This window comes from Formivibrio citricus (assembly GCF_900115065.1).
Taxonomy (GTDB): Bacteria; Pseudomonadota; Gammaproteobacteria; order Burkholderiales; family Chitinibacteraceae; genus Formivibrio; species Formivibrio citricus.
Map to the genome: position 1 here is coordinate 1 of NZ_FOVE01000020.1, position 24,886 is coordinate 24,886.

Consider the following 24,886-nt stretch of genomic DNA (forward strand, 5'->3'; position numbering starts at 1 on the left):
CGTGCTGATGGGCCGCTACAAGAACCTGACCGCAGAATCCAAGAACCTGCTCGTCGGCAACTACGGCAAGACCCCGGTTGCCCCGGATCCCGAACTGGTCCAGATGGCCCTCAAGAGCCTCAACATGGAACACCCGGTCACCGAGCGTCCGGCCGACCTGATCCCGAACGAACTGCCGCAGATCGAAGAAGAACTCAAGCGCAAGCTTGGCGCCGACTCCGTCGACATCGACGACGTGCTGACCTACGCCATGTTCCCGCAGATCGCACTCAAGTTCTTCGAAACCCGCGCCAACGGCCCGGTCAGCTTCGATGCCCAGACCCCGGCCGCTGCAGCTCCGGCAGCAGCCAAGAAGGCCAGCACCCCGGAAAACTACGTTCTCAACATCAACAGCAAAGACTTCAAGGTGGCTGTTGGCGATAGCGTGGTGATGGTTGACGGCAAGGAGTGCAAGGTAGCTGTTTGCGAAGAAATGCTTGTAATGGCTGTATAACCTGTTGCAGGTCAGGTTAATAGGAATACAAACGACGAGTCTACGAATGTATGCGTAAATGCATGATTGTTGTTTTTTAAACTAATAAATAAAGTTTTACAAAAAAGTTGTATATAAATTGGCGTAATTGCCGCAAAAGATACATTGCAGGGTTTGCACTAAACAAGCGGAGCGGATAATTATTTATTCCGTTTCCTCTACAGGTTGTACCACTTGATAATGAGGAGTTAGCACCCATGAAGAAAGTAATTGCCCTGGCAGTAGCCTCTGCATTTGTTGCTCCGGCAGCAATGGCCGAAGTCGTTGTATATGGGGTGGCCGCTCCGGCCATTGAGTATTCCAAGATTACCGACGCAACAAATTCTACAACTTATCCAGATTTGACGAGGGTACGCTTGGTTGACAGCCTGTCCCGCATTGGCTTCAAGGGGACCGACAAGCTTGATAATGGCCTGAAACTGCTCTGGCAAGTTGAAAACCGCGTTTATATCGGTACGGGTGATCAAAGCCGCGGATTCAATACGCGTGATACGTTTGTGGGTATCGAAGGCAACTTCGGCCGTGTCGTGGTCGGCTCTGCAATGTTCGATCTGCCGTTCCAGGCTCGTTTCGATTACTTGCAAGGCTTGATCAACTACAACGAAATCATCAATGGCGTGCAGGGTGTGACCAACCAAAGCCAGGCGCGCCTGAGTAATGTGGCTCAGTATACCTCGCCCGTGTTCCTCGGCGGCGCGCGTGTCAAGGCTCTGTATGATTTCGGCGCGAAGACTTCCACTGCCAATTATCAAGGCTTTCAGGTCGCAGCCAACTACAAGTACAACATGCTGAACGTGGGCGCGACCTACAAGCAAAACAACGATACCAGCACGTTTGGTCAGCAAACTGGCGCTCTGGTTGATAGCACGGTCACCCCGGTTGCCGAAGCTTTCCTGAAAAACTACCTCGTCGGTGCCACGCTGACCCCGATTGACGGCCTCAATGTTTCTGTATCGTGGGATCGCAAGAAGACCAAGGCCAGTGCTGCCGCAGCTGAGATTCGCCAGGATGCTTGGGCCATCGGTGCCAACTATGTCACAGGCAAACATGGCGTGGGCTTGCATTATGGCAAGGTAGGCGAGAGCAAAAACATGAGTACAGGTAATACGAATCCGGATACCGGCGCCTATTTTGTTGCAGGCCAATACAAGTATGCGTTGAGCAAGCAGACTTATATGCACGCTTCGGTCGGGCTCGTTAAAAACGATAAGCTTGCCTCGTACAGCATGGGAACAACCTATGTTACCGGTCTCGGCACATCCTATCCGGCTGCTGCCACTGGTTTGAAAGTTACTACCATCGCTACCGGCGTAACAACCAGCTTCTAATTGCGTTCCTCTCCTCAAGGGAGCTTTTAAGGGTGGGATTTCCCACCCTTTTTTTTAAATTTAGAGAGGATGTGAATCCGGGAAATGTGAGTTTGTTCCCGGTTCTGGGTGAGGTCACTGTTTCAATTTGAACGGAGCAACCGATTCTTTGAGCCATGCGGCTTGCGCAGAAAGTTGGTCCGACATTGATGCCAGTTCTTCACTGGAAGCAGCGTTCTGCTGGATAACCGTTGTTAATTGTGCAACTGCGGAAGATACCTGTTCGGCACCGCAGGCCTGTTCGCGGCCTGAGCTAGATATTTTTTGTACAAGGACCGAGGTTTTTTGGATGTCCGGTACCATCCGTTGCAGGCGATTTCCTGCTGTTTCCGCTACCGACACCGAATGTACCGACAGACTGGAAATCTCTCCGGCCGCCTTTTGACTGCGCTCGGCAAGTTTGCGTACTTCCGATGCGACAACTGCAAAACCTTTGCCGGCTTCGCCGGCTCTTGCCGCTTCGATTGCCGCATTGAGCGCTAACAGATTGGTCTGACGTGCGATCTCCTCGACAACGCTGATCTTGTCGGCGATTTCTTGCATTGCTGCGACTGTTTCGCTGACGGCTTCCCCGCCGTCTTTCGCATCTTCTGCTGCTTTGCGACTAATTGCTTCCGTTTGGCTGGCATTGTTGGCGTTTTGCTGAATGGAGTCAGCCATTTCTTTGGTAGTAGCCGATACTTCTTCCACGCTCGCAGCTTGCTGCATTGAACCTTGCGAGAGTGATTCTGCGGTCTGGGCTATCTGGCTGGAGCCGCAGGCCAACTGGCCGGCAGTTGAAACAATGCCGGAAAGCATCGCCGACATTTTTTGAGTGAACTGGTTTATTCCGGAGGCAAGCCTTCCTATCTCATCTGTCTTTTTCGCTTGATCAGGATTTATTTCGCGCGTGAAATTGCCATTTGCCATATCGCCGAGAACATCTACGACTTCCACGATGGGTTTCGCAATACGGTCAGACACGATATAGGTCCAAACTGTAAACACAACAACCAGTGCAGCGCCGATAAAAAGCAGAACTATGGCGCGGTTCCAGAATAAAGTTTCGACGTCGTCCATGAAAAAGCCTGTGCCTATCAACCAGCCCCAAGGCTTGAATTCAACGATGCCGCTCAATTTTGGATAATTTTTATTTTTTTCCTTGTCTGGTTGGGGCGATGCTGACCAATATACAGCCTTGCCGGTTTTGCTTTGTTTGAGCGCGCTCTTGTATGCCTCAACCACGGTTCTGCCATCCGGCATTTTCCCGCCGTCATCGGCTTTGTTGATCCTGCTGGGGACGGGGTGAACCAGCATGACGTCATCCCAATTGCGAACAAAATAATAATGATGTTCGCCTTGTCGCTGCGCGCCAATCGCTTCTTTTGCTCGGGCTTGAGCTTCTTCACGAGTCAGTTTTCCACTGACTTCCAAGCTGTAGTAGTGGTCCGCCATTGCTTCTACAAAATCCAGAAGCTGCACGATTTGTGCTCGACGTTCGTCCAGAATGTTTTGCCGCATGGAGTAAAGCCCGGCAAAAGCAATCACAAACAATCCAAGCAATGCTGTTAAGGCCATTCCCCAGATTTTTGTTCGGATCCGCATTGTTTCTACCCTCAGCCTGTGGCTTCACTCAATTCAGTCAGTCATGACTATTACAATCTGAACTTTGCCGCCACCTGATTAAGCTCGCGCGCCAGTTCGTCGAGCTGGCGCACCTGATCGTGCGCAGCCTGCACGGCAGCGTCGGATTCTTCGACCATCTGGGCGATGCGTTCGACGTTGCCGGCGATGCTGTTGCTGACCTGGCTTTGTTCCTGCGCGGCATTGGCGACTTCGCGGGTCTTTTCCAGGGTGGCGCGGGCGCCGTCGTTGATGTCGCGCAGGGCCTGGGCGGCCTTTTCAGCGAGTTCGACGCCGAGCGTGACCTGGTCGCGCACGCCTTCCATGCGGGCGGCTGCGACGTCGGTGTCGCTCTGGACGGCGCGGATGGTGCGGGTGATGTCTTGGGTGGCGCCGCCGGTGCGCTCAGCCAATTTGCGTACTTCGTCGGCGACGACGGCAAAGCCTCTTCCCTGTTCACCGGCGCGGGCGGCTTCGATGGCGGCGTTGAGCGCGAGCAGGTTGGTCTGGTCGGCGATTTCCTTGATGACGGCACTCATGCCGTCGATTTCGCGCGAGCGGTCGACCAAGCCACGAATGAGGTCGGAGGCGGCGCTGATGTCGCTGGAGATGCGGCGGATTTCTTCGGCGGCATCCTTGGCAAGCTGTTCGCCGTGGGTGGCGAGTTCGGCGGCATGCCGGGAGTTGCTTTCGGTTTCCCGGGCGCTGGAGGAGATGTGGCTGATGCTGACGGTCATCTGTTCCACTGCAGCAGCCGTGGAGGCGGTGGCTTCGGAGGTCTGCTGGCTACCGCGGCTAATCTGCTCCATTTCCTGGGTCATTTGTTCCGAGGAGGTGGCGAGCGTGGTGGAGGCCTGGTTGAAGCGGGCGACGATGTCGTGCAGCCCTTGCTGCATGACGCGCATGGAGCCGAGCAGGCTGTCGGCCTTGCCGTGGGCGTCAATGCTGCGCGAGAGATCGCCGTTGGCGATGCCTTGGGCGATTTCGGCGGCGTATTGCGGTTCGCCGCCGAGCTGGCTGAGGATCTGACGGGTCATCCGTACGATGAGGACCGTGACCACGGCAAGGAGAAGAAGGTTGACGATAACCAGAATGCCAGCCTGCTTCCAGAATGCTTTTTCAATGTCGTCCACATAAAAGCCAATACCCAGCACCCATTTCCAGGGCTCAAACAGGGCAACACCGGTCAATTTCGGCTGTGGCTCGGTTTGGCCGGGTTTGGGAATCAAAGATTTGATGAATCCCAACTTGGCATTGGCAAGGGCATCTGCAATCGCCTGTACCGAAGTACGGCCATTTGGAAGTTTTACCCCCATGTCCAGCTTGCCAACAGTTTCCTTGTTGGGGTGGACCAAGCGGATATTGTCGGTAGTTCTGGCAAAGATGTAATCATCACCCCGTCGCAGGCCGTTCAAGGCTTCTTTAGCCTTGTTTTGCGCCTCATCTCGGGTCAGTTTCCCAGATAATTCCTGCTGGTGGTATTGCGCCGTCATTTGCACGGCTAGTTCCAACAGCGTGCGGATTTGGGCTTCGCGTTCGTTGAGCAAAGTGCTGCGCAGAGAAAACAGTGCCACCCCGGAGAGTGTCAACAGGCCGAGTAATGTGGCCAAGATAATGATCGAGATGCGGGTTTTCAGTCTCATCAGAGTCTCCGGTTTTTTGTATGTCAACAACAAGTGGAAATTGCAGGTGACCAATCTCGGCACCTGTAAAACTGAGCACTACAAAAATTCAACTGATGGGGCTTTGCCGACTTGAAAAATTCGCCAGTGGCTAGGCCTCATGATGAAAACCCGCGTATGTCTCGTACATCTCTTTATGTCCCAACGAATAACCGGGAGGGGTACATGAAAGCTCCCGGTTTCCAACTCAGTTGGTTGAGACGATGTTGGCGCCGCCAATAGCTTCTTGGACACGAGCGATCTGACGAGCCACCTGCTGCATCGGGGCAAGGGCTCGTGCTTTCAAGTCCTCATCGGTCGAGTGAATGGACGGTACGACCACGCTGATGGCGCCGATAGCCCAACCGTCGGTGCCAATCACAGGAACTGCAAGTAGGCGCAGGTCTTTGGTGATTGAAGACTCTCCAACAAGGTAGCCGTCTTTCCGGATCGCGGCCAACATGGCATCCAACGTGGCCCGGTCTGGTGCTTGCACGGCCGGTGTTGGGTGGCGTGGTGCAGCAGCAAGTGCTCGCTCAAGTTGATTTTCTGGCAGGAAGGCGAGGATCGTTCGTCCAATTGAGGTGATCGGCGCATAGATCGTAGTACCAATGCGAATGTCGGCGCCGAGTCGAGTAAAGCCTGCACGTACCCGTTCAATATAAAGTACGTCTCCGCCTTCAAGGACTGCAAAGCTGGCTGCCTCGTTTACCTGATCGACCAGCGAATGCAGGAGTGGACGAACAAGCGCGCGAAGATCCGTGTGGGCGATAGCGTTGAAGCCGAGGTCAAGAACTTTAAGGGAAAGACGGAACCGGGTGCTGTCCGGAATGCGTACAACATAACCGGCATTTACCAGAGTGTTGACCATCCGGAAAGTCGTGCCGGCATCCAGCCCGGCAGCGGAAGCTATTTCGCTCAACGTCATTTCTTCTGCGCCGCTGGAGAATGCCTCAAGAACTCGCAATCCCTTGGCTAGAGATTGAACCGAATTTTTCCCCTCTTTGGGGTCCAGCGGTTTCGTCGCTTGGGGTGTGACTGGCGACATTCGTGGAGGTTTTCCGGGAAAAACCATAGTCGAAATACTTCCTTTTTCGTAATGCGAAAATATTTTCGCGTTTGTTGGTGACCGTATAACAAAAACATGACGGTGTCAATGTAGAGTGACTCGCCGCCGAAAATTGGCAAAATATGGCGGGTGCTCTGTCAATAAAAAAACGCCGTCCACTTAATCCTAAGTGCACGGCATCGATCTGGGCAATCCCTTCCGCTTTTTGTCCATGAAAACGGAAGAGAAAAGGTCAAGCGTGACTCACGCTGGAGCAACCGGCCCATGACGAGTGGTATCGCGGCGAATGATCGCCAGAATGTTTTCGCTGTCGATCCGGCGGCGAACCGGATCGGCCAAGCCAAGGTTATCCAGCGCTTTAATAGTCTCCCGTACAAGGTAGCTTCCGCCCTCCGCATCGAAAGGGAAGTCGCTTGCGAAAAGTACTTTCCCCTCTCCAAAATATTCAAGACCGCAACGAGTTGCCCCCTCGGCTCCGGACAGTGCGGTATCGGCGTAGAACATGCGGAAATAGTCCTCGACCGACCTGTTGAGTTTTCCTGGTAGCAGATTTGCATCTGCGGGAGGGGTGCGCGATCCCATTTCCAGTCCCCAGCCTTGCTCAATGCGACCAGCAAAGTAGGGGATCATGGCGCCCATGTGATGCGTGATGATCTTCAAATCGGGATGCCGGTCGAATAATCCGGAAAAGACCAATCGTGCCATGGCAACGCTGCTTTCATACGGCCACCCAAAGCACCACCATATCTCGTAGCGTGATTTTTCCTCCGTCGGATAGTCTGGAACGGGGCCGCGAACCGGGTGCAACCATATGGCGAGTCGTCGGCGCGCAATTTCGTCAAAAACGGGAATAAAACGAGCATGGTCCAGCGGTATGCCGCGGATATGGCTGGGAAGCTGGACCCCGGCCGCTCCCATGGCATCGACACGCGCGATCTCATCTACGGCAGCTTCAATATTGTGCATGGGTAGGGCTGCCGCAAATCCGGGAAACCGATCGGGATGTCTGTCCACTAGTTCGGCAAGGCCGTCATTCATAAGACGCGTGAGGTCAATAGCCTGTGCTCCTTCGACAAGCTCTTCAATTGGTGGCATCGACGGTGTTAACAATTGCTTGTATCCCTCGAAGCCATCCATCAGTCGGAAACGATGATCAAGATCATAAAGCGATTTCAATTCCAACCAGCGACGTAGCGGCCCGGTTGCTGAGGCCATGGTTTGCAGACGGGCGAAAAAGGCGGGAGGGAAAATATGAGTCCAGGCATCTATGCGTTCAGACATATGATTTGCTCCTTTAGCTGGCATCAACGTTATCGTTGATACATGTTTCTTTAAGCTTGGTTCTTGCCGTCTTGATTTCCCTTCAGATCCGGTAGCCACAGGGCAAGAATCCCGGCAAGAGGTAGCCAAGCACACATTTTGTAAACGAACTCGATACCCGCATAGTCAGCCAACCGTCCGAGACTTGCAGCTCCGAGTCCACCCACACCAAATGCAAAACCGAAAAAAAGCCCGGACACCATCCCGACCTTGTCCGGCATGAGCTCCTGTGCATAGACCAAAATCGCTGAAAAGGCCGAAGCCAAAATGAAGCCGATTGGCACAACAAGCAACCCGGACCAGAACAGGTTGGCATATGGCAAAGCGAGCGTGAACGGTACAACGCCAAGAATCGAAAACAGGATCACGCGTTTGCGCCCGATGCGATCACCGATCGGCCCGCCAAGTACCGTGCCGGCTGCTACAGCGGCAAGAAATACGAACAAATGCAGCTGTGCAACCTGCATGCTGGTACCGAAATGATGAATCAGATAGAAGGTAAAATAACTCGTGAGGCTGGCCAGATAGAGATGCTTGGAGGCGACGAGCAGCATCAGCAGGCAGACAAGCCCAATCACCTTGCAATGAGAAAAAGGCGGCTTGGCAAGTATATGACGTACGTCGTTACGGTGTGCATGGGCATACCAATCACCAATACGCCACAGTATCAACATGGCAAGAAGCGCCATTGGAGCGAACCAGCCAAGGCTGCCTTGACCAAACGGCAATATGATCAGCGCTGCGAGCAGTGGCCCAGTGGCCGTGCCGGCGTTGCCGCCGACCTGAAAAACCGATTGTGCAAGTCCATGCCGGCCGCCTGAAGCCATGCGAGCCACACGTGAAGATTCCGGGTGAAAAATCGACGAACCAGCTCCGACCAATGTCGCCGCGATCAGGATCAAGCCAAAGCTCTGGGCTTGAGCCAGCAGCAATAATCCGCAGAATGTCAGTCCCATGCCGACAACCAGCGAATATGGCAGCGGTCTGCGGTCAATGTAGAGCCCGACCATCGGTTGCAACAACGAGGCTGTGCACTGGTAAGCAAGCGTAATCAGCCCGATCTGTGCAAAACTCAACTGGTAATTGTTTTTCAGTAGCGGATAGATCGCGACAATCAACGATTGCAGCATGTCGTTCATGAAATGCGAAAAACTGATGGCGCCCAAAACCCGGACATGCGGGCGACTAGCGCGGGGGATGGCAACTGTATTCATGTCGGTCAATCCTGAAGCCGGATGGACAAACTATATCGTGCTGATTTGTGACCGTCCTGCGATAATGGGGCGGCATGCTTTGCAAAAGAGGCGGAAATGGATGAGATCCATAGCGTTCACGAATTCGATCGTGGCGACTCTGCGGTAATTGCCTTGGTGCGTGATCATCCGGCCGGACAAATAAGTTCGTTCCACCGGCACCCGACCGCGCAGCTTTTGTATGCAGTTGAAGGTGTGATGGTCGTAACGACCGATCTTGGGCAGTGGATCGTGCCGCCGACGCGAGGAGTCTGGCTGCCGATCGGCACTTGGCATAGCGTGCGAATGGTCACAGCTGTGCATATGCGAAGTATTTTTATTCGCGAAGATGCGTTGCTGGGCTTGCCGCAAAGCTGCTGTGTGTTGGCTATTTCGCCTTTGTTGCGAGAACTTATTATTGCTGCAGTGGCTATTCGCCATCCGTATGCTGAAAGCCAGCGAGACGGTCGTGTCATGCGCTTGCTGCTCGACGAAATCCGCACATTGCCGGAGTTGCCGCTTGCTTTGCCAATGCCGCAATCGGCTGACTTGGTCGGAGTTTGTGAGAAATTGCGCACAGTTCCAGGAGACACGACTTCGACATACGACTGGGCGACCCGACTTGGGATAGATGTGCGCACTCTGCAGCGGCGATTCGTTCGCGAAACGGGATTGACTTTTGGCCGTTGGCAACGCCAAGCACGCTTGATCGCCGCGCTTGAACAACTGGCGATCGGCAGGAAAGTTATTGATGTAGCACTGGAACTTGGGTACGAGAGTCCTACGGCTTTTTCCACGATGTTCAAGCGTGAGCTTGGCGTGCCGCCAAGCAGTTTTTTTGAAAGTTCTATTTTCTAAACCAATCGGGAATAACCCTGAGTTGCGCGGAGGCAGCCTCATATGACCCAGGCAAACGGTAATTTCTTAGCCTGAAGCAGCCTGAAAATCGTGGGTGTGACCGATTCAATGGTACGGCTCTCTGTCGGGATCGAGGCTGTCTAAGATCTCATCGACGATCTGGTGCAGGGATTGCAGTAGTGTCTGCTTCCCCCGTATGGATGTGCCCTCTCGGGGTTATCCATCCAAATATTTGTTCGCTCGCCGCTATCTGTAAGCCAAGTAATCAGCTGATCTCAAGCAACAAGACCGTAGGTCGCAGCCGTTCGATAGCAACCAGCCAGCAGTGCGGAACACCGTGGGGACGCCAGTTACAAGAAAACGGACACCGTCACGGTGTCCGTTTTCGTTTCTGATGGCCGCGTTAGCTAGTTGGGCATGACCCCCCTTTGTCTCCGCGCCTTTCTTGTTCGCCCGAATTTTACTCTCCCCAAGCTGCAAATATTGCTTGGCAAGGGTGTGGTCGTTGAACGGTCTTTCCCTTGGTCCGGCGCAGAATCGCTTGATCAGCTTGGAGTTGAACCGCTTCAATGGCATTCCCGTTCGCGCTTGATGCTTGCCAGTTCCGACTGCGAAAAAAGCTCCGCGCCAGCAAGGAAGTGCCTTGCCGGCAGGAATTTCTCCAGAAAATCAAAGTCCCTTTCCACCTATTGGATATTCCAGTGAGAGCCGGATCTGGTTCGTATTGAGTTCAGCCTGCGCCTTGTTGCTTCGGTGAACCCCATACCGGAGAAGAAAAGCCAGATCTTTGGCCGGGCCGCTTTGCACCGTATAGCGCGCCCAGATGTCCCTCTCCCAGTGCTTGCCCCCCGTTCCATATCCTAGCCAGCTGTAACCGCTGCTGGAGGATATCTTGCTGCCATCCGTGCCGCTGCCTCGAATATATGCTGCCCCCAAATTCAGACCCGGAGCACCCAAAGTTTGGGTATTCAATTCATAACGCACTTGCCATGATTGCTCGTTGGGGCCGTTGAAATCGGAGAGTTGCGCTGCATTGGCCAGCCAGATTGCCCCGCGGGAGACATAGTCGAAAGGCGTATCGCCAAATACTTTCTGCCAGCCAATGTCCGCGCGGTGAGGTCCATGACTATAGCTGGCCATGACGCTGGTCGTGGTATTGTCGATTTCGCCGGCCAGAGCCTGGCCAGTATCTTTGGAGTGATAGACCTGTACATCGAAAGCCAGCGCACGCTTGTCTTTCAGGGGAATCGTGTACTGTCCCCCAAGGTAATGGGTATACCAGGTATCGTTAAGGCGTCCTATATAGGCCGAAACCGAGAATTGGCTATCTTTCCAGATGCCCCCAACCAGATCGAAGGCATCGCCACGAGCGGTTTTCGGGTTCAGATAATTGATCGTCAGCGCGTTATTCGTACTGCGAGAATTGCGATCGGTTGATCCCGTAAAGTGACCTGCCTGCAGGGTCAGCTTGTCGAATTCATTGCTTGTCAGCAGGGCGCCGCGCATGCTTTCCGGCAAGAGACGGCTGTCGGATGAGCTGAAAACCGGGGTTTTGACCCGCTGTTCGCCGATCTTGAGAACCGTGGAAGATATCCGCGCTTTGAATGCGACTCCGGCGCGAGCAATGTCGTCCTGTGCATAGCCATTGCTGTCTACTGGAAGCATGCGGATTTTCCCGACGCTGTAATCATCGGCCATGAGGCTTTGTGCCAGATAGGCCTGGGCATCCAGCCCCAAACCAACCAGTCCTCGGGTGTAGCCCGATTCAAAATTGCCGATCAGTCCATATCCCCACTCTTCGGCAAAATCACTGCGCTGAGCCTTCGGAAGAACGGCGTTGCGGCCGCCATTGCTTTTGTCTCCATGCTGGTAATCTCGCCGTTCATAAACCGTCCGATTCAAGACACTCCAGCGCGCGTCGTCCAAAAAGCCCCCAAGTACCGGCGTATCGACCTCTGCTCCCGCACTGTTCATGCAACTCCAAAACCCCAATAGCATGGCAACGCCTTGACTTGTCATCCTGCGATTCCAATACATAACAACCTCTTAAACTCGATTTGGTAGTGAAAAGCACTTATTCCGGGGCGTGCGCCAAACGGAACGAGAGTGTGGCCAAATGTTCGACATGCCCGGTCGCCGCCGTATCCGCGGAAGGCTCAATCAATTTGGCCGCGATCACATTGAGCCCCTGGTTACGCACCGGTATCGTGCTCATGCCATCTTGTCCCGTAAAAAAAGGCTTTCCGTCGGGATCGTTGACCAGATCGGGGATAATCTCGACGCCTACGGCAGGCTTGCCGCGATACAGAACCTGTACGCGCAACGATTGCCCCATGTTCGCCGGCACCCTAGTAACCGGAACGATCTGCAAGGCATGCTCCGGCAAAATCGGTGGCTTCTGGTCCAATGGCTCTAGCAGATGAACGGCGTACTTTAAGTTGTGACTGCTGCTTATGGCGTCAGGAACCTCATCCCGGCGCTTTTTGTGCCAGCGCCCATCTGCAGATTTGGTCCAGATGCCGTTATCAAGCACGGCGGCAACGACAACAGGGCGCGCCTGCACATTTACCAGTGCCAGCCGGCCGTCGGCTTTCACCCCCGTGCGAACGGTTTTGCCTGCCGAATCGTACCCAGTCAGGGAGTTGACCAGAGACAGACGCTTGACCATATCAAGATCGTCACCGCCCTCCCCGTAGACAAGAGCCAGCTCCCCTGAACGCTGCGCAAACCAGAGGCCATGTGCATGTACCACACCGTTCACCATGAAAGCGGCAGCAAACAAAAGGCCCAAAACAAACTGTTGCATCCTGCTCTCCTTACAGATATTTGAGCCAAGTGATATCCCGGCGGCGCGCTTTGAGATTTGCAAACGCCCGCACCAACGGATGAAGCAGCAAGGCAAGAACAATCGCCGTTACCCACACAGCCCCCATCGAGGCGAAACCAAAAAACTTGCCCTGATTGAGACCCCAGATAGCCTCACCACCCAGATACAAAAACTTGAGCACATAAAGATGCACGATGTAGAAGAACATCGGAGCAGAGCCAAACACGGCTATCCATGTCAGCCAGCGCGCATGCTGGACACGCTCCAGAGCTGCCAGCAGCAGAAAACCCACGCCCAGCGTGAGCGAGCAGAACAGCAATGAAGGCGGATATTTGGTGACATTGAAAAAGCTCATGAGTGTCAGCAGGGGGCTTTCCCCGGTAATCCACGGCTTGTCTCCGTAAAAGTTCAATGCGCGCAGCACAAAGAAAAAGACAAGCAAGCCAACGCCAACCCGCAGGATATTCCGCAGGCGCCACGCCGCTTGGATCTGCGCTAAAAACCAAGGGCCTGCTGCATAGCCCAAAGCAATCAAGCCAATCCAGGGCAGGAGCGGATACGACGTCCGTGCCTTCATGGTTTCAGAAATGACGATCCAGGCCCGCTCATGCAACACAGCCCATATCACCTGCAGCGGCCCGCCGGAGAAATGAACGGCATCCAGCAGGTTATGCCCCGCCACAACTGCCACGCCCAGCGCAATCAGCCAGCGGCGCGGCAGCCATAGCAATCCGGAAAGAGCCAGCATGCTCAAGCCCAGAATCCAGATGACCTGCAGAAAAACCTTGGCCGGGGGAAATTGGAAGGTCCAGGCAAAATTGATTACGGTCACTTCAAGCAAGACAAGAAACAGCCCCCGTCGCCACAAAAATCCGCTTGCCGCAGAACGGGCGTTGTCGCCCTTGCCCGAAGCATAAAGAAAGGCCGAGAGCCCAGTGAGAAACACGAACACGGGAGCGCAGAGGTGGGCCAGTACACGGCTGAAAAAGAGATCGGGAGGCGTGGATCCGATAATCATGGGATCTGGAACCTGATGGTGCAGAAAGAAGGTTTCGCGCACATGGTCCAGTAACATGAACAGAACCATCAAACCACGAAGTGCATCAATTGACAGCAGGCGCGCGCGTTCGGAAGAAGTGCCGCGATTCGCTCGCGAGATTGCTGGCTGATCGGTTTTTTTTATAAAAGAAGATGACATTGCTACACCAATGCGAATGAGAAACATTCGCATTGTATTGCTGCAATACAGCAATGTCCAGCGACCTAGTTTTACAGATAAACCGGTTTGGCTGACTCTGGCCGCCATCAGTTGCTACCAGCGGATGGGAGCTGCTCGCTGAACGGCGACCTCTGGTCAGGAAAAAGCCAAAGCTTGACCTTGTTGACTTTGTGCGATCGACGACGGGGTGAGTTTGGAATCGCTTCCCCAGCGAAGTGGCCCACCTTGCACGATAACTGCGATTTCGCAGAAACGACGCTTAATATGTGAAAACACCAGGGATTGATGGGGTATCACACATGAAAGCGGACACCGTTGCAGTGTCCGTTTTCGTTTCTGAGGCCGCATTAGCCAGTTCGGAATGGTGTGTCATGCGGCTATGGTTTTTTCCCTTCACCGTTTTCTTCAAATGTCTTCCCGTCCCGGATGTGGTAAATGCGCTCGAAGGTCGGGATGATCTTCTCGTCATGCGTAACCACGATGATGGCCGTCTGATATTGCTGCGCCATCTGGTTGAGGATACGGATAACGCTTAAAGCCCTTTCGCTATCCAGTGGCGCCGTGGGCTCGTCGGCAAGAATGACGGGCGGTTGGTTGATCAGGGCGCGGGCGATGGCCACGCGCTGCTGTTCTCCGCCCGACAACTGCGAGGGCTGCGCCTTGGCGCGATGGGCCACATCCAGCGCTTCGAGCAGCTCCATGGCCCGCTTTCTGGAATCCTTGTTCGAGCGCCCGGCCAGCATCGACGGCAGGGCTACGTTGTCGGTGACATCCAGGAAGGGGATCAGGTACGGCGCCTGGAAAACAAAACCGATCCGGTCGCGCCGCAGCGCGCGCAGGTCCGGAATCTTCCAGCCATCGTCATAGATGATTTCACTGCCCAGCGTCATGCGCCCCGCGCTGGGTTCGATGACGGCCCCCAGGCATTTCAGGAGCGTGGTTTTGCCGGAGCCGGACGGGCCGATCAGGCCGACCACTTCGCCGGGCGCTACGGTCATGTTGACGTCTTTCAAGGCGTCGACCGCCGTATCCCCCTCGCCGTAGCGCTTGCGTACGCCTTCGATATGAATGCCAAGCCCGTTCATTCAGCCTCCGATCGCTGTTGCCGGGTCGACGCGCAACGCCGCCCGAATCGCCAGCGTGCTGGCAATGGCGCAAATGAGCATCACGGCGATGAAGCCCCGGATAGCATCGCCGGGTTCCAGCAGTACGTATTTGGGGAAAATGGGCGCCCAGAACGTGGCCGCGGTCTTGCCCACCAGAAAACCGATGAGCCCCAGCCCGAGCGCTTGCTGGAGAATCATGCCGGCGATGGTTCGGTTGCGTGTGCCGATCAGTTTCAAAACGGCGATTTCCCGAATCTTGCTCAGCGTCATGGTGTAGATGATGAAGGCAACAATCGCGGCGCTGACGATGGCAAGAATGACCAGGAACATCGCAATTTGTTTGGCCGAGGTGGCAATCAATTTGGCTACCAGAATTTCTTCCATCTGCGTGCGGGTATAGGCCTGCAGGTGCTTCCAGCGTTTGATCTCGTTGGCAACGGCTTCCGGCGACGTGCCCGGTACTACCTGAACCAGCACAGCGTTGACGTTCCGGTTGCTGGTTTGGGATGCCTGGATGGCTTCCAGCAGCCCCGGCACGCCGGGCCGGTTGAGCGACGGGTTGGCGGCTGTCCGCGCCCGCTCGTTCAGAATGGCGTCGTTGTCCTTGAGGAACTGCGCCTCCTGGGCATCCTTGAGCGGCACGAAGACCATCGGATCGCCCCCCGAAGACACCATGCGGCGCGTGAGCCCCACCACAGTGAAATCGTGGCGGCGAATGCGGATCACGTCCCCGATCTGAAACCCGGTTTTGACATCGGCTACGGCTTCGTAGTGATTGCGGGTGATCTGGCGCCCGGCGACGAGGTATTCCGGTTGACCGGGCTGCCCCGGCTCGAAGCCCACGACCATGGCGCGGACATCGGATTCGCCCTTGCGCACCTGCATGGTCAGGTAGGTGACATTGGCTGCCCGTGCCACGCCCGACAAACCGAGCATGGAACGATAGACGTCGTCGCGGATGCTCGACGATTCGGCATACGGCCCCAGCGTGTCCTGCTGCACCACCCACAAGTCGGCGCCGCTGTTGTTCAGCAGCGCCTTGGCATCGTCGACCATGCCCCGGTAGATGCCGGCCATCGACAGCGTGACGCCAATCAGCAAACCCAGGCCAATCCCGGTGAAGACGAACTTCGACCAGGAGTGGAGGATGTCGCGGCCGGCGAGGCTGATCATGGCTTGCTCCCGGCCAGCCGCTCGACGACCTTGATGCGGGCGCCGTCGGACAGCTCCTTCTCGCGATGAACGATGACCTGAGCCCCCTCGTTGAGGCCGGCGCGAATCTGGGTATATCCATCCAGGCTGCTTTCCCCCAGGCTCACCCTGGTGAAAACGGGCTTGCCGTCCTGCAACAGCCAGACCCCCGGCCCTTGCGCCGTATGTTTGATGGCGGCGTTCGGAAGGGTGGGCAACGCCTCTCCCGGTGCGGTGTTGAGGGTGACCTCCGCGAGCTCGCCGACCGTCAAGCCGGCGGGCAGCTTGTCCAGCGCGATAAAGGCAATGCGCTCTTCGGTTACGCTGTCGCTGACCGGCTCGACGCGGAGCACCTTGCCCGGGAGCTTGCTGGAAGGGTTGGCGCGCAGGGCAATTTCGGCTGGCAGCCCCACGGCCAAGCCGCGCGAACGGCCCTGATCCAGCCGAACCTTGACCCAGAGGCTGTCCGGCTCGATGAGCTTGACTACGGACTGCCCCGCGATGACCGTGGAGCCCGGCTCGGCATCGCGGCTGGTGACGATGCCGTCCCGCGGCGCCAGCAAGCGCAGATTTTTCCGCTGCTGGCGCAGCCCATCCAGATCGGCCCGCAGGCGAGTGAGCTCCTGGCGAGACCCCTGCAGGTTGGCCGCGGCGGATTCGAGCGCGGCTTGTGCCGAGGTGAACTCCTGCTGCTTGCCTTCCACTGCGCTGGGGCTGACGAAGCGTTTTTCGCCCAGATCCAGGTAACGTTTGGCGTTGATCTCGGCAAGTTCCTTCCGCGCCTGTGCATCCTTGCGCGTGGCATCGGCGGCTACCACCGCGCTTTGTGCGCGGGTATACGCGGCCTCTTGCGAGCGCAGGCGTTCATCAAGATCGACGGGATCGATCTCGGCCAGAACCTGCCCCGCCTTCACGCTGTCGCCGACATCGACCTGAATCGAGCGAACCCGGCCGGCGGCCGTGGGGCCGATGAAATAGCTGCGCCGCGCTTCGATGGTGCCGATGCCAAAGAGCGAGGTGGCAAGGGTTCGGGTTTCGGCGCGGACAACCGTGACCCGTATTGGCGCCAGCGGGCCGGAGCGGGAAACCACCATGGCGAATCCGGCCAGCAACACGACACCGCAAATAATCAGAACCAGTTGCTTCGAAGAGAGAGCAGGTAGCTTCATGGTGTCGCTTCCAATCCGTTCAGGTAAAGGTTGAAAACCGCCGGGGCCTGCGCCTTGAGCTGCTGCACCGTTCCTGCGACCATGGATTGAATCACCAGGCCCTGGATCGCGCCCAGAAACAAGGCCGCGGCAGCGGGGCGGTCGATGTCGGGACGGATGAGGCGGGCAGCCGTCGCTTCTTCCAGTATTGCAGAGAGCATGGCGCGGTAGCGCTGCATCAATTGGCAAACCCGCTGCTTGACCGGCGAATCGTCAGGCTGCTGCAACTCGCCGAACACCAGGCGGGGCGCGCCGGGATGCTCGATAACGAAAGCAACGTGCGCCATGAACATGGCGCGCAAAGCGGCAACCGGCGTGGCGGCCTGCTGCCTGGCCTCAAGCAGGCGCTGCATCAGCGCCTCTTCAATCCAATCCATCACCGCCAGACGAATTGCCTCTTTGCTGGGGAAATGCTTGAACAGCGCCCCTTGCGTCAGGTGCATCGCCTTGGCGATGTCGGTGGTGGTGATTTCAGCTGCACTGCGCCCGGCCGCCAGCCGGAGCAGCGTCGAAACGATTTCGGCCTGGCGGGTTTCGGTAGACTGGCGCGGTGGTTTGCTCGGCATGGTGCTTGGTAGGTAATAAGTTACTTACCAGTGTAGCGCAAAATCATCCCGGAGAGGCGGAGAACCTGTTCACAATCTGTCGCGAGAGGCCGTCAGCGGGATGAAGAGCAGCGCAGGAACCGGAGTTTATGCGGATAAATGAGGATTCCGAGCCGCACATGAGCCCCGATCACGGCTTCGTAGGAAGATCGTGGACAGGTTCTGAGAAAAATGAAGTGATCAAGCGGGCTGTGCGGCCTGGTTTTTCGCATCCCCGCGAATCATCACCAGCAGCATCTTGAATTGGCCTTGCGGATTCACCGCATGCGGCACATTCGCCGGCATAAGCAGCGTATCGCCTTCGGCGAGCGTGTAGGCCACCCCACCGATCAGGATTTCAGCTTGGCCTTCGACACCGACCACCAGTGCATCGAACGGTGCCGTATGCTCACTGAGGCCCTCGTCGCTATCGAAAGCGAACAAGGTGACACTCCCTCCGGTGTTTTTTACCAGCATGCGGCTGACCACAGCTTTGTCCTGGAATTGAAGCAATTGCTTTAGATTGAGCACTTCAGGCGCTGGGCGTGGAGACTTGTTTTCGATGTTCATGATTGATTCCCTATATTTGCGGATGCACAGGGCGGAGCTGAAACACTTCGTTGTCATTCCAGTGTTCGAGCAATATCCTGGCAACTCGCCTTTGCCCCAATTCGCCGAACTGTTGCTGCTCGGCGGCATCGGCTTTCCCCTGCAGGCAGCGCGCCATCAACTCTGCGGTTTTGGTATCAGGAGGAACCCGGGCCAGATCGATGGCAGCGTCTACTGCGGCGCCGTTATCGATGCGGGTGAAACGTAGAGACATGGGCAGCTTGACCGCAAAATGCAGCGGGTCTCGTCGAACAAAACGCCCCCCAATTCCCTTGAATCCGCCGCCCGTAGCTGCGCCCGTAAGGAGCGTCAAGATGCTGGCAATGACGCCAGTGACCCCATCCTCCTGGCTATTTGCAAATTCGATCCGCACTCCGCCACGCTCAGGCAGCCTGTCCGGGTAAAGCATGGCAAGCGCCCGACAGCCGAGCGCATAGGCCGATGCTACGGTCGGACACGAGTGCCCGGCCAGCTTGACCGCATCTTCGTAACCGTATTCCAGCAAGCCATTTTCAGCCGCCCCAAGGAATGCGGCCAACGGTTCGTAGACCTGAAGGCGGGGAACGTCGCGGAAAAAATCGGGATATTTCATGGAAAGCCTTGCCTTGTAAGCGATGCACGGTCTTGTTCAGCATAGCGCACCAACAAGAGGGTGTTTCTGAGAACCTGTTCACGCTCTTGCTGCGAAACCGTGATCGGGGCTCATGTGCTGCTCGGAATCCTCATTTATCCGCATAAACTCCGGTTCCTGCGCTGCTCTTCACCCCGCTGACGGCTTCTCGCGACAGATCGTGAACTGGTTCTGATTCGTTGCGGGTGGTAGCTGGTACGTTAGTGGAGCATCGTGCAAGAACAAAAACGCCAACCACATGGGGCGGCAAGCCATACAAACAAAAATCGGCACCACCCCGATGCCGATTTTTGTTTGCTGTTTTGCCGAATAAGCTGCGCTGGTTCGCCTGTGCAAACCCTTATTGCTCAGCAAAGTAATAAACCAGATCGCTGGAACGGTTTTTCCGGATCGTAGTGGTCTTGGTCTGGCTTTTTCCTTCGAATTCCGCCGTGACTTTGTAAGTGCCTGCCGGCAGCTTGGCAAAGAGGTAGGGGCCTTCGGATACCACTTCCAGCACTTTTTCCTTTTTCACTGTTTCCACCGTCACTTTGACATCCGCCAGGAATTCGCCGGATTTGGGGCGGGCGAATGTCAGGTGGAAGTTGTAGTCCTTGCGAATGGCTGCCATGGCATTTTGCTGGTCTTCGCCCACGCTGCTCATGACATATTCAATGCCGGCGGGGGAGCGCTGGGGTGTGATCTCGACGGGGTCTTGTGCCGAGGAAATGCCGGGCAAGGTCAGCAGGGCGGCGCCGAGCAGGGCGCTAAAAAATACGGGTTTTATCTTCATGATATTTCCTTCCGGTAACGGAGATTGTTCCAATCTAGCTGCGGCGGGGGGGAGTGTGAGGGGGCAGGCATCAAAGAACTGATTAACGGCATCAAGGCGCTGACCGCGTGGCCAATTGCTGGTGCTTGCTCGTAGCGCTTATTCAGCCATGGCCGGCGTGGTTGGGTCTTGCTCGCAGGCTTGCCTGTTGCTCCAGGTCGGGTGCGGGCGCCAAGCGGCGGCCCAGCTCGGGAGATCGGCTGCCGGCATGGGGCGGGCGACGCCGTAGCCTTGCGCCAGCTCGCAACCCATTTGCAGCAGCAGTTCGCCATGCTCGACGGTTTCCACGCCTTCGGCGATGACTTCGCGGTGGAAGGCTGTAGCCATGCCGAGCACGCCGCGCAGGATGGCGATGTCATCCGGATTGTTGAGCATGCCGCGCACGAAGCTCTGGTCGATCTTGATGGTGGAAACCGAAAGGTGTTTCAGGTAGGTCAGCGAGGAATAGCCGGTTCCGAAATCGTCCAGTGCCAGCGTAACGCCAAGCGCCCGGCAGGATTCAATGACCTGCGAAGCTTGCTGCAGGTCTTCCAGCGCGCTGGTTTCCAGCACCTCAAGTTCCAGATCCTTCGGACTGATGGCAGGATGGTTTGCCAGAATTTCGCCCAGCCGTTGAGTGAAATCCATTTGCTGCAACTGCCGGGCGCCAATGTTGACGCTGACCCGGATATTCAATCCCTGTGCATGCCAGTGTTCCATCTGGGTCAGCGCGGCTTCGATCACCCATTCGCCGATGTCGATGCTCAGCGGATGATCTTCAATGACCGGCAAGAATGCTGCCGGGGAGAGCAGTCCTTTTTCCGGGTGTTGCCAGCGGATCAATGCTTCGACGCCGATAACCGCCCCGGTGCACATGTTCACCTTGGGCTGGTAATGGAGCACGAACTCTCGTTCGCGCAAGGCGCGCCGGATATGTTCGAGTGACTCATGGTGTTCGCGCAGGCTGCGATCATTGGCCGTGTCAAAGAAGTGGAAGCGGTTCTTTCCGGCCAGCTTGGCCTGATACATGGCCTGGTCCGCCTGGCGCAGCAATTGGTCGGCATCGACTTCTTCGGTTTGCGGGTAGAAGGTCACGCCCAGGCTGGCCGAGACCTGGAGTGCATATTCGCCGACTTGGGTGGGGTGCGATGCGGCACCGAGCAGCCGGGTAAGCAGCGGGATACTGGATTCGCTGTCGGGCAGGCCTCGCAATACGGCAACGAATTCGTCGCCGCCGAGGCGGGCGAGCGTATCGCCTTCCCGCAAGGTTTTTTTCATGCGTGCGGCCAGCGCAATCAACAATTGGTCGCCCGCTTCATGCCCATGCTTGTCGTTGATGGTCTTGAAGCCGTCGAGGTCCAGGTAGGCAACGGCGAGCGGTCGATTGTCGCGAGCGGCTTCCGTCATGGCTAGCTGCAGCCGGTCGGCCAGCAGTACCCGGTTGGGGAGTGTGGTCAGCACGTCGTAATGGGCGATGTGCATGAGCTGTTTTTCATGCTCCTTGCGCTCGGTAATGTCGCGGACCATGGCCAGAATCCGTTTCTGGGTGCCGATGGAGGCCAGCCTCAGGCTGACTTCGACCCAGAAAAGGCGCCCGTCACTCGCGCGAGCCAGCCAGTCAAAGATTTGCGGCCCTTCGGTGCGCGCCAGGCGAAGCTTTTCACTGGCTTCAACCGCGGAATAGGGGGGCGAGCCTTCGCCAAGCCCGTCGATACTTGCGGCAAGGGCTTCTTCGCGGGTGCAGCCCCACATCTCGCACATGCGGCGGTTGACGTCGATCACATGCCCCGTTTCCGCGTCGTGAATGAAGATGGCATCGCTGACGGCGTTGAAGGTTTCACGGAAGCGGCTTTCGCTCTCCAGCAGCGTCTCTTCGGCCAGCTTGCGCTCGGTGATGTCGGTATGGGTGATGACTACGCCCAGGTTTTCCACGCGCAGAGGCGTTACTGTCATGGTGAACCAGCGTTGCTGGGTCGGTAAAAGGCAAGGGTATTCCAGCGTGAAATCCGGCAAATAGCCTTCGAGTACCATCAGAATGCCGTCGTGCGCTTTTTGCGCTTCCTGGCAAGTGCTGTCAAACCTCGCCCGGCATATAGCCAGATAGTTCACGCCGATGTCGGTGTTTTTGGCTGGCTTCCCCGGTTCGTTGCTGTTTTCCAGGGCGAAGCGTCGCCACGGCGCATTGACGGCGACGATGACGCCTTCGCGGTTGAGCACGGCGATATGCGACGACACCGAATCCAGAATGGCGCGCTTGAGTTCTTCGCTGTCCCTGAGCGCCGAGATTCCTTTTTGCCGTTCAAGACGATGGGCAAGCAGCAGGCCGAGGGCGGCTGTGGCTAGCGGGTAGATGACGATGACCGGCCCGCCGATGTTGGAAAGGACGTTTTGGGCGGTCTCCCAAGGCAGCGTCAGCATCATGGCCAGCATGACAACATGGACGATCAGGCCCAGTACATAAAGGCTGCGCCAGTCGATGGTTTCCAGCGGTTTTTTGTGTTGGTGGCGCCAGAAAATGCCGATGCATCCCGAGGCCAGAATGACCAGCGCGCCGGCAACTGCCGCGGCGCCCCCTTGGCTCAGGCGGTAGCTGGCCGTCATCAGCATGGCGATGGCGGTGGGGAGGGGGCCGAAAAACAGCCCGGACAGGCAAAGCAGTACCGAGCGCGTATCGAAGATGATGCCGGGTTGCAACACCAGCGGCGCAAGCATGAGGCCGATTCCCATGACGCCCAGCGTGGCGCCGGTGACGATCTGTGGCCACCAGGCTTTGAGCCGGTAGTGGCTGGTTGCCAGATCCAGAACGACAACCTGGGCAATCAGCAAGGCGGCATTGTTCAGTAGCGCTGAGAAAGTGGTCATGCCGGTAGGCCTGCCTCAATGAACGGCATGCGTCAGGAGATTGGGGAATAAAGACTCTAGCATTGGGTGTACCTGGCTGGCAAAGCCATGGCCCCCCATACTGGGTGCTGTCTGATGGCGCGCAAAAAAAAGACCTTCGCGGGGAAGGTCTTTTGTGGGGCTGGCAGAACGGATAGATACTAGCTGGCCATATCCAGCATCAGCCCGTTCAGGCGCTTGACGAACCCGGCAGGGTCGTCGAGCTGGGCACCTTCGGCCAGCGTGGCCTGATCGAAGAGGATCTCGGTCCAGTCGGCGAAGCGTTCCTTGCCGAGTTCGGCCTTGATCTTTTTCGTCAGCGGGTGAGTCGGGTTGATTTCCAGGATCGGCTTGACGGTCTTCACGTCCTGGCCGGCGGATTTCAACAGACGCTCCAGGTTGGCGCTCATGTCGCTGTTTTCCACGACGAGGCAGGCCGGGCTTTCCGACAGGCGATGGGTAACGCGTACTTCCTTGACCTTTTCGCCCAGCGTTTCGCCGATTTTCTCGATCACGTCCTTGAGCTCGACCGCGGCTTCTTCCTGCTGTTTTTTCTCGGCCTCGTCCTCGAACTTGGAAAGATCGAGCTCGCCCTTGGCGACCGATTGCAGCTTCTTGCCTTCGAATTCGTGCAGGCTGCCGACCACCCATTCATCGACACGGTCGGCGAGCAGCAGCACTTCGATGCCCTTCTTGCGCAGCGCTTCGAGGTGCGGGCTGTTCTTGGCGGCGGCGAAAGTTTCGGCGGTGATGTAATAGATCGCGTCCTGGCCTTCCTTCATGCGGCCGATGTAGTCGGCGAGGCTGACGATCTGTTCCGGGGTGTCGGCATGGGTCGAGGCAAAGCGGCACAGCGCAGCGATCTTGTCCTTGTTGGCGAAGTCTTCGCCGATGCCTTCCTTGAGCACCCGACCGAATTCCTGCCAGAACTTGGCGTACTTGTCCTTGTCGGCTTGGTCTTCCGAGGTGGCGAGACTTTCCAGCAGGCCCAGCACCTTCTTCACGCAACCGGCCTTGATCTGTTCGATGTCCTTGCTGTGCTGCAGGATTTCGCGGCTGACGTTGAGCGGCAGGTCGCTGCTGTCGATCACCCCACGCACGAAGCGCAGGTATTGCGGCAGCAGTTTTTCGGCGTCTTCCATGATGAACACGCGGCGCACATAGAGCTTGATGCCGTGGCGGCGCTCGCGGTCGTAGAGGTCGAACGGTGCGCGTTGCGGGATGTACAGCAGTTCGGTGTATTCCTGGCGACCTTCGACTCGGGCGTGGCTCCAGGTCAACGGGTCTTCGAAATCATGGGCGACGTGCTTGTAGAACTCGTTGTACTCCTCGTCGCTGATCTCGCTTTTGCTGCGTGCCCACAAAGCGGATGCCTTGTTGACGGTTTCGAGCTCGTCGGAGGCTTCGACGTTGCCGTCCTTGTCGTAGCCCGGCGCCTTCTTCATCAGGATCGGCAGCGTGATGTGGTCGGAATACTTGCGGATGATGCTGCGCAGGCGCCAGTCGGACAGGAGCTCGTCTTCGCCTTCCTTGAGATGCAGTACGATTTCGGTGCCGCGATCGGTTTTTTCGACTTCCTCAATCGTGAACTCGCCATCGCCGGCCGACTCCCAGCGCACGCCCTGATTGGCAACCTGTCCTGCGCGGCGCGTGGTCAGCGTGACCTTGTCGGCGACGATGAAGGCGGAGTAGAAGCCGACGCCGAACTGGCCGATCAGGTTGGCATCCTTCTTGGCGTCGCCCGAGAGCTGGCTGAAGAATTCCTTGGTGCCGGAGCGCGCGATGGTGCCGATGTTCTTGATGACTTCCTCGCGGTTCATGCCGATGCCGTTGTCGCGAATCGTGAGCGTGCGGGCATCCTTGTCGAACGCGACGTGGATTTTCAGCTCGCCGTCATTCTCGAACAGAGCTTCGTTGTGCAGCGCTTCGAAGCGCAGCTTGTCGCAGGCGTCGGATGCGTTCGAAATCAGTTCGCGCAGGAAGATTTCCTTGTTGGAATACAGGGAGTGGATCATCAGTTGCAGAAGCTGTTTGACTTCCGTCTGAAAGCCCAGTGTTTCCTTGGTCATCTTGGTATGGCTCCTTTTAGAAAAGCTGGAAAAACGACAGGTAGCCAATAATGGGGTCGGCGGTAGGGCTTTCAAGTCATTCGATGTCGATTGGATTGCTGCGGTGCGGCAGGTTGCAGAAATGCACAGGG

At 56.7% G+C, this 24,886-nt stretch carries 19 protein-coding genes and 1 pseudogene; 3 read left to right on the plus strand and 17 right to left on the minus strand.

The window, feature by feature from the left end:
* Together BMZ36_RS12045 and BMZ36_RS12050 are read left to right on the plus strand one after the other, a co-directional pair.
* A partial coding sequence (locus tag BMZ36_RS12045; RefSeq protein ID WP_444542566.1) for an acetyl-CoA carboxylase biotin carboxylase subunit family protein occupies positions 1–493 on the plus strand: 493 nt, incomplete at its 5' end.
* 236 nt (positions 494–729) lie between these two features.
* Positions 730–1,860 (plus strand): porin, encoded by a 1,131-nt coding sequence (locus tag BMZ36_RS12050; RefSeq protein ID WP_091196866.1) that lies wholly within the window; start codon positions 730–732, stop codon positions 1,858–1,860.
* 114 nt (positions 1,861–1,974) lie between these two features.
* Here the strand turns inward: BMZ36_RS12050 and BMZ36_RS12055 are convergent, their stop codons facing one another.
* From BMZ36_RS12055 to BMZ36_RS12075, 5 genes and pseudogenes are all read right to left on the minus strand, one after another.
* Complete coding sequence (locus tag BMZ36_RS12055; protein ID WP_091196869.1) at positions 1,975–3,483, minus strand: methyl-accepting chemotaxis protein; 1,509 nt, start codon at positions 3,481–3,483, stop codon at positions 1,975–1,977.
* A gap of 50 nt (positions 3,484–3,533) precedes the next feature.
* Positions 3,534–5,045: pseudogene (locus tag BMZ36_RS12060) on the minus strand (methyl-accepting chemotaxis protein); the annotation flags it as partial.
* Positions 5,046–5,370: 325 nt separating this feature from the next.
* On the minus strand, positions 5,371–6,210 hold the full coding sequence (locus tag BMZ36_RS12065; protein ID WP_091196874.1) for an IclR family transcriptional regulator: 840 nt from the start codon (positions 6,208–6,210) through the stop codon (positions 5,371–5,373).
* A gap of 264 nt (positions 6,211–6,474) precedes the next feature.
* A complete protein-coding gene (locus BMZ36_RS12070; RefSeq protein WP_218142726.1) occupies positions 6,475–7,512 on the minus strand; it encodes an amidohydrolase family protein in 1,038 nt (345 codons plus the stop codon).
* 50 nt (positions 7,513–7,562) lie between these two features.
* Positions 7,563–8,765, minus strand: a complete 1,203-nt coding sequence (locus tag BMZ36_RS12075; RefSeq protein ID WP_091196882.1) for an MFS transporter — start codon at positions 8,763–8,765, stop codon at positions 7,563–7,565.
* A gap of 96 nt (positions 8,766–8,861) precedes the next feature.
* Between BMZ36_RS12075 and BMZ36_RS12080 the strand changes: the two genes are divergently transcribed.
* Positions 8,862–9,641 (plus strand): AraC family transcriptional regulator, encoded by a 780-nt coding sequence (locus BMZ36_RS12080; protein WP_091196886.1) that lies wholly within the window; start codon positions 8,862–8,864, stop codon positions 9,639–9,641.
* 669 nt (positions 9,642–10,310) lie between these two features.
* Here BMZ36_RS12080 and BMZ36_RS12085 read toward each other — a convergent pair.
* From BMZ36_RS12085 to htpG, 12 genes are all read right to left on the minus strand, one after another.
* The gene (locus tag BMZ36_RS12085) at positions 10,311–11,615 is read right to left on the minus strand and encodes an OprD family outer membrane porin (protein ID WP_218142727.1); all 1,305 of its coding nucleotides are present in this window, start codon (positions 11,613–11,615) and stop codon (positions 10,311–10,313) included.
* Between the two features lie 100 nt (positions 11,616–11,715).
* Positions 11,716–12,447: a DUF4198 domain-containing protein gene (locus BMZ36_RS12090; RefSeq protein ID WP_091196891.1), complete on the minus strand. Its 732-nt coding sequence runs from the start codon at positions 12,445–12,447 to the stop codon at positions 11,716–11,718.
* A gap of 10 nt (positions 12,448–12,457) precedes the next feature.
* Positions 12,458–13,774, minus strand: coding sequence for an acetyltransferase domain-containing protein (locus BMZ36_RS12095; RefSeq protein WP_218142728.1), 1,317 nt, complete (start codon positions 13,772–13,774; stop codon positions 12,458–12,460).
* 290 nt (positions 13,775–14,064) lie between these two features.
* Positions 14,065–14,772, minus strand: a complete 708-nt coding sequence (locus BMZ36_RS12100; RefSeq protein WP_091196898.1) for an ABC transporter ATP-binding protein — start codon at positions 14,770–14,772, stop codon at positions 14,065–14,067.
* The gene (locus BMZ36_RS12105) at positions 14,773–15,966 is read right to left on the minus strand and encodes an ABC transporter permease (protein WP_091196902.1); all 1,194 of its coding nucleotides are present in this window, start codon (positions 15,964–15,966) and stop codon (positions 14,773–14,775) included. It abuts the gene before it with no gap.
* Positions 15,963–17,153, minus strand: a complete 1,191-nt coding sequence (locus tag BMZ36_RS12110) for an efflux RND transporter periplasmic adaptor subunit (protein WP_091196907.1) — start codon at positions 17,151–17,153, stop codon at positions 15,963–15,965. Before BMZ36_RS12110 ends, BMZ36_RS12105 begins: the two co-directional genes overlap by 4 nt.
* The gene (locus BMZ36_RS12115) at positions 17,150–17,758 is read right to left on the minus strand and encodes a TetR/AcrR family transcriptional regulator (protein ID WP_091196911.1); all 609 of its coding nucleotides are present in this window, start codon (positions 17,756–17,758) and stop codon (positions 17,150–17,152) included. The genes BMZ36_RS12110 and BMZ36_RS12115 overlap by 4 nt, the downstream gene beginning before the upstream one ends.
* 219 nt (positions 17,759–17,977) lie before the next feature.
* On the minus strand, positions 17,978–18,346 hold the full coding sequence (locus BMZ36_RS12120; RefSeq protein ID WP_091196914.1) for a cupin domain-containing protein: 369 nt from the start codon (positions 18,344–18,346) through the stop codon (positions 17,978–17,980).
* Positions 18,347–18,356: 10 nt separating this feature from the next.
* Positions 18,357–18,977: a hypothetical protein gene (locus tag BMZ36_RS12125; protein ID WP_091196918.1), complete on the minus strand. Its 621-nt coding sequence runs from the start codon at positions 18,975–18,977 to the stop codon at positions 18,357–18,359.
* 379 nt (positions 18,978–19,356) lie between these two features.
* Positions 19,357–19,788, minus strand: a complete 432-nt coding sequence (locus BMZ36_RS12130) for a carboxypeptidase-like regulatory domain-containing protein (protein ID WP_091196922.1) — start codon at positions 19,786–19,788, stop codon at positions 19,357–19,359.
* 138 nt (positions 19,789–19,926) lie between these two features.
* Positions 19,927–22,668 (minus strand): EAL domain-containing protein, encoded by a 2,742-nt coding sequence (locus tag BMZ36_RS12135; RefSeq protein ID WP_218142729.1) that lies wholly within the window; start codon positions 22,666–22,668, stop codon positions 19,927–19,929.
* Between the two features lie 179 nt (positions 22,669–22,847).
* Positions 22,848–24,755 carry a molecular chaperone HtpG gene (gene htpG, locus BMZ36_RS12140; protein ID WP_091196926.1) on the minus strand — a complete coding sequence of 636 codons (1,908 nt, stop codon included), beginning with the start codon at positions 24,753–24,755 and terminating at the stop codon, positions 22,848–22,850.
* Positions 24,756–24,886: the final 131 nt, after the last annotated feature.

What these genes read in the sequence shown, in the direction of transcription:
- BMZ36_RS12110 (WP_091196907.1), bottom strand. Translation starts at nt 17,153, where the DNA reads ATGAAGCTACCTGCTCTCTCTTCGAAGCAACTGGTTCTGATTATTTGC.
- BMZ36_RS12135 (WP_218142729.1), bottom strand. Translation starts at nt 22,668, where the DNA reads ATGACCACTTTCTCAGCGCTACTGAACAATGCCGCCTTGCTGATTGCC.
- BMZ36_RS12125 (WP_091196918.1), bottom strand. Translation starts at nt 18,977, where the DNA reads ATGAAATATCCCGATTTTTTCCGCGACGTTCCCCGCCTTCAGGTCTAC.
- BMZ36_RS12130 (WP_091196922.1), bottom strand. Translation starts at nt 19,788, where the DNA reads ATGAAGATAAAACCCGTATTTTTTAGCGCCCTGCTCGGCGCCGCCCTG.
- BMZ36_RS12090 (WP_091196891.1), bottom strand. Translation starts at nt 12,447, where the DNA reads ATGCAACAGTTTGTTTTGGGCCTTTTGTTTGCTGCCGCTTTCATGGTG.
- BMZ36_RS12070 (WP_218142726.1), bottom strand. Translation starts at nt 7,512, where the DNA reads ATGTCTGAACGCATAGATGCCTGGACTCATATTTTCCCTCCCGCCTTT.
- BMZ36_RS12065 (WP_091196874.1), bottom strand. Translation starts at nt 6,210, where the DNA reads ATGTCGCCAGTCACACCCCAAGCGACGAAACCGCTGGACCCCAAAGAG.
- BMZ36_RS12105 (WP_091196902.1), bottom strand. Translation starts at nt 15,966, where the DNA reads ATGATCAGCCTCGCCGGCCGCGACATCCTCCACTCCTGGTCGAAGTTC.
- BMZ36_RS12100 (WP_091196898.1), bottom strand. Translation starts at nt 14,772, where the DNA reads ATGAACGGGCTTGGCATTCATATCGAAGGCGTACGCAAGCGCTACGGC.
- BMZ36_RS12115 (WP_091196911.1), bottom strand. Translation starts at nt 17,758, where the DNA reads ATGCCGAGCAAACCACCGCGCCAGTCTACCGAAACCCGCCAGGCCGAA.
- htpG (WP_091196926.1), bottom strand. Translation starts at nt 24,755, where the DNA reads ATGACCAAGGAAACACTGGGCTTTCAGACGGAAGTCAAACAGCTTCTG.
- BMZ36_RS12055 (WP_091196869.1), bottom strand. Translation starts at nt 3,483, where the DNA reads ATGCGGATCCGAACAAAAATCTGGGGAATGGCCTTAACAGCATTGCTT.
- BMZ36_RS12075 (WP_091196882.1), bottom strand. Translation starts at nt 8,765, where the DNA reads ATGAATACAGTTGCCATCCCCCGCGCTAGTCGCCCGCATGTCCGGGTT.
- BMZ36_RS12095 (WP_218142728.1), bottom strand. Translation starts at nt 13,774, where the DNA reads ATGGCGGCCAGAGTCAGCCAAACCGGTTTATCTGTAAAACTAGGTCGC.
- BMZ36_RS12050 (WP_091196866.1), top strand. Translation starts at nt 730, where the DNA reads ATGAAGAAAGTAATTGCCCTGGCAGTAGCCTCTGCATTTGTTGCTCCG.
- BMZ36_RS12085 (WP_218142727.1), bottom strand. Translation starts at nt 11,615, where the DNA reads ATGAACAGTGCGGGAGCAGAGGTCGATACGCCGGTACTTGGGGGCTTT.
- BMZ36_RS12080 (WP_091196886.1), top strand. Translation starts at nt 8,862, where the DNA reads ATGGATGAGATCCATAGCGTTCACGAATTCGATCGTGGCGACTCTGCG.
- BMZ36_RS12120 (WP_091196914.1), bottom strand. Translation starts at nt 18,346, where the DNA reads ATGAACATCGAAAACAAGTCTCCACGCCCAGCGCCTGAAGTGCTCAAT.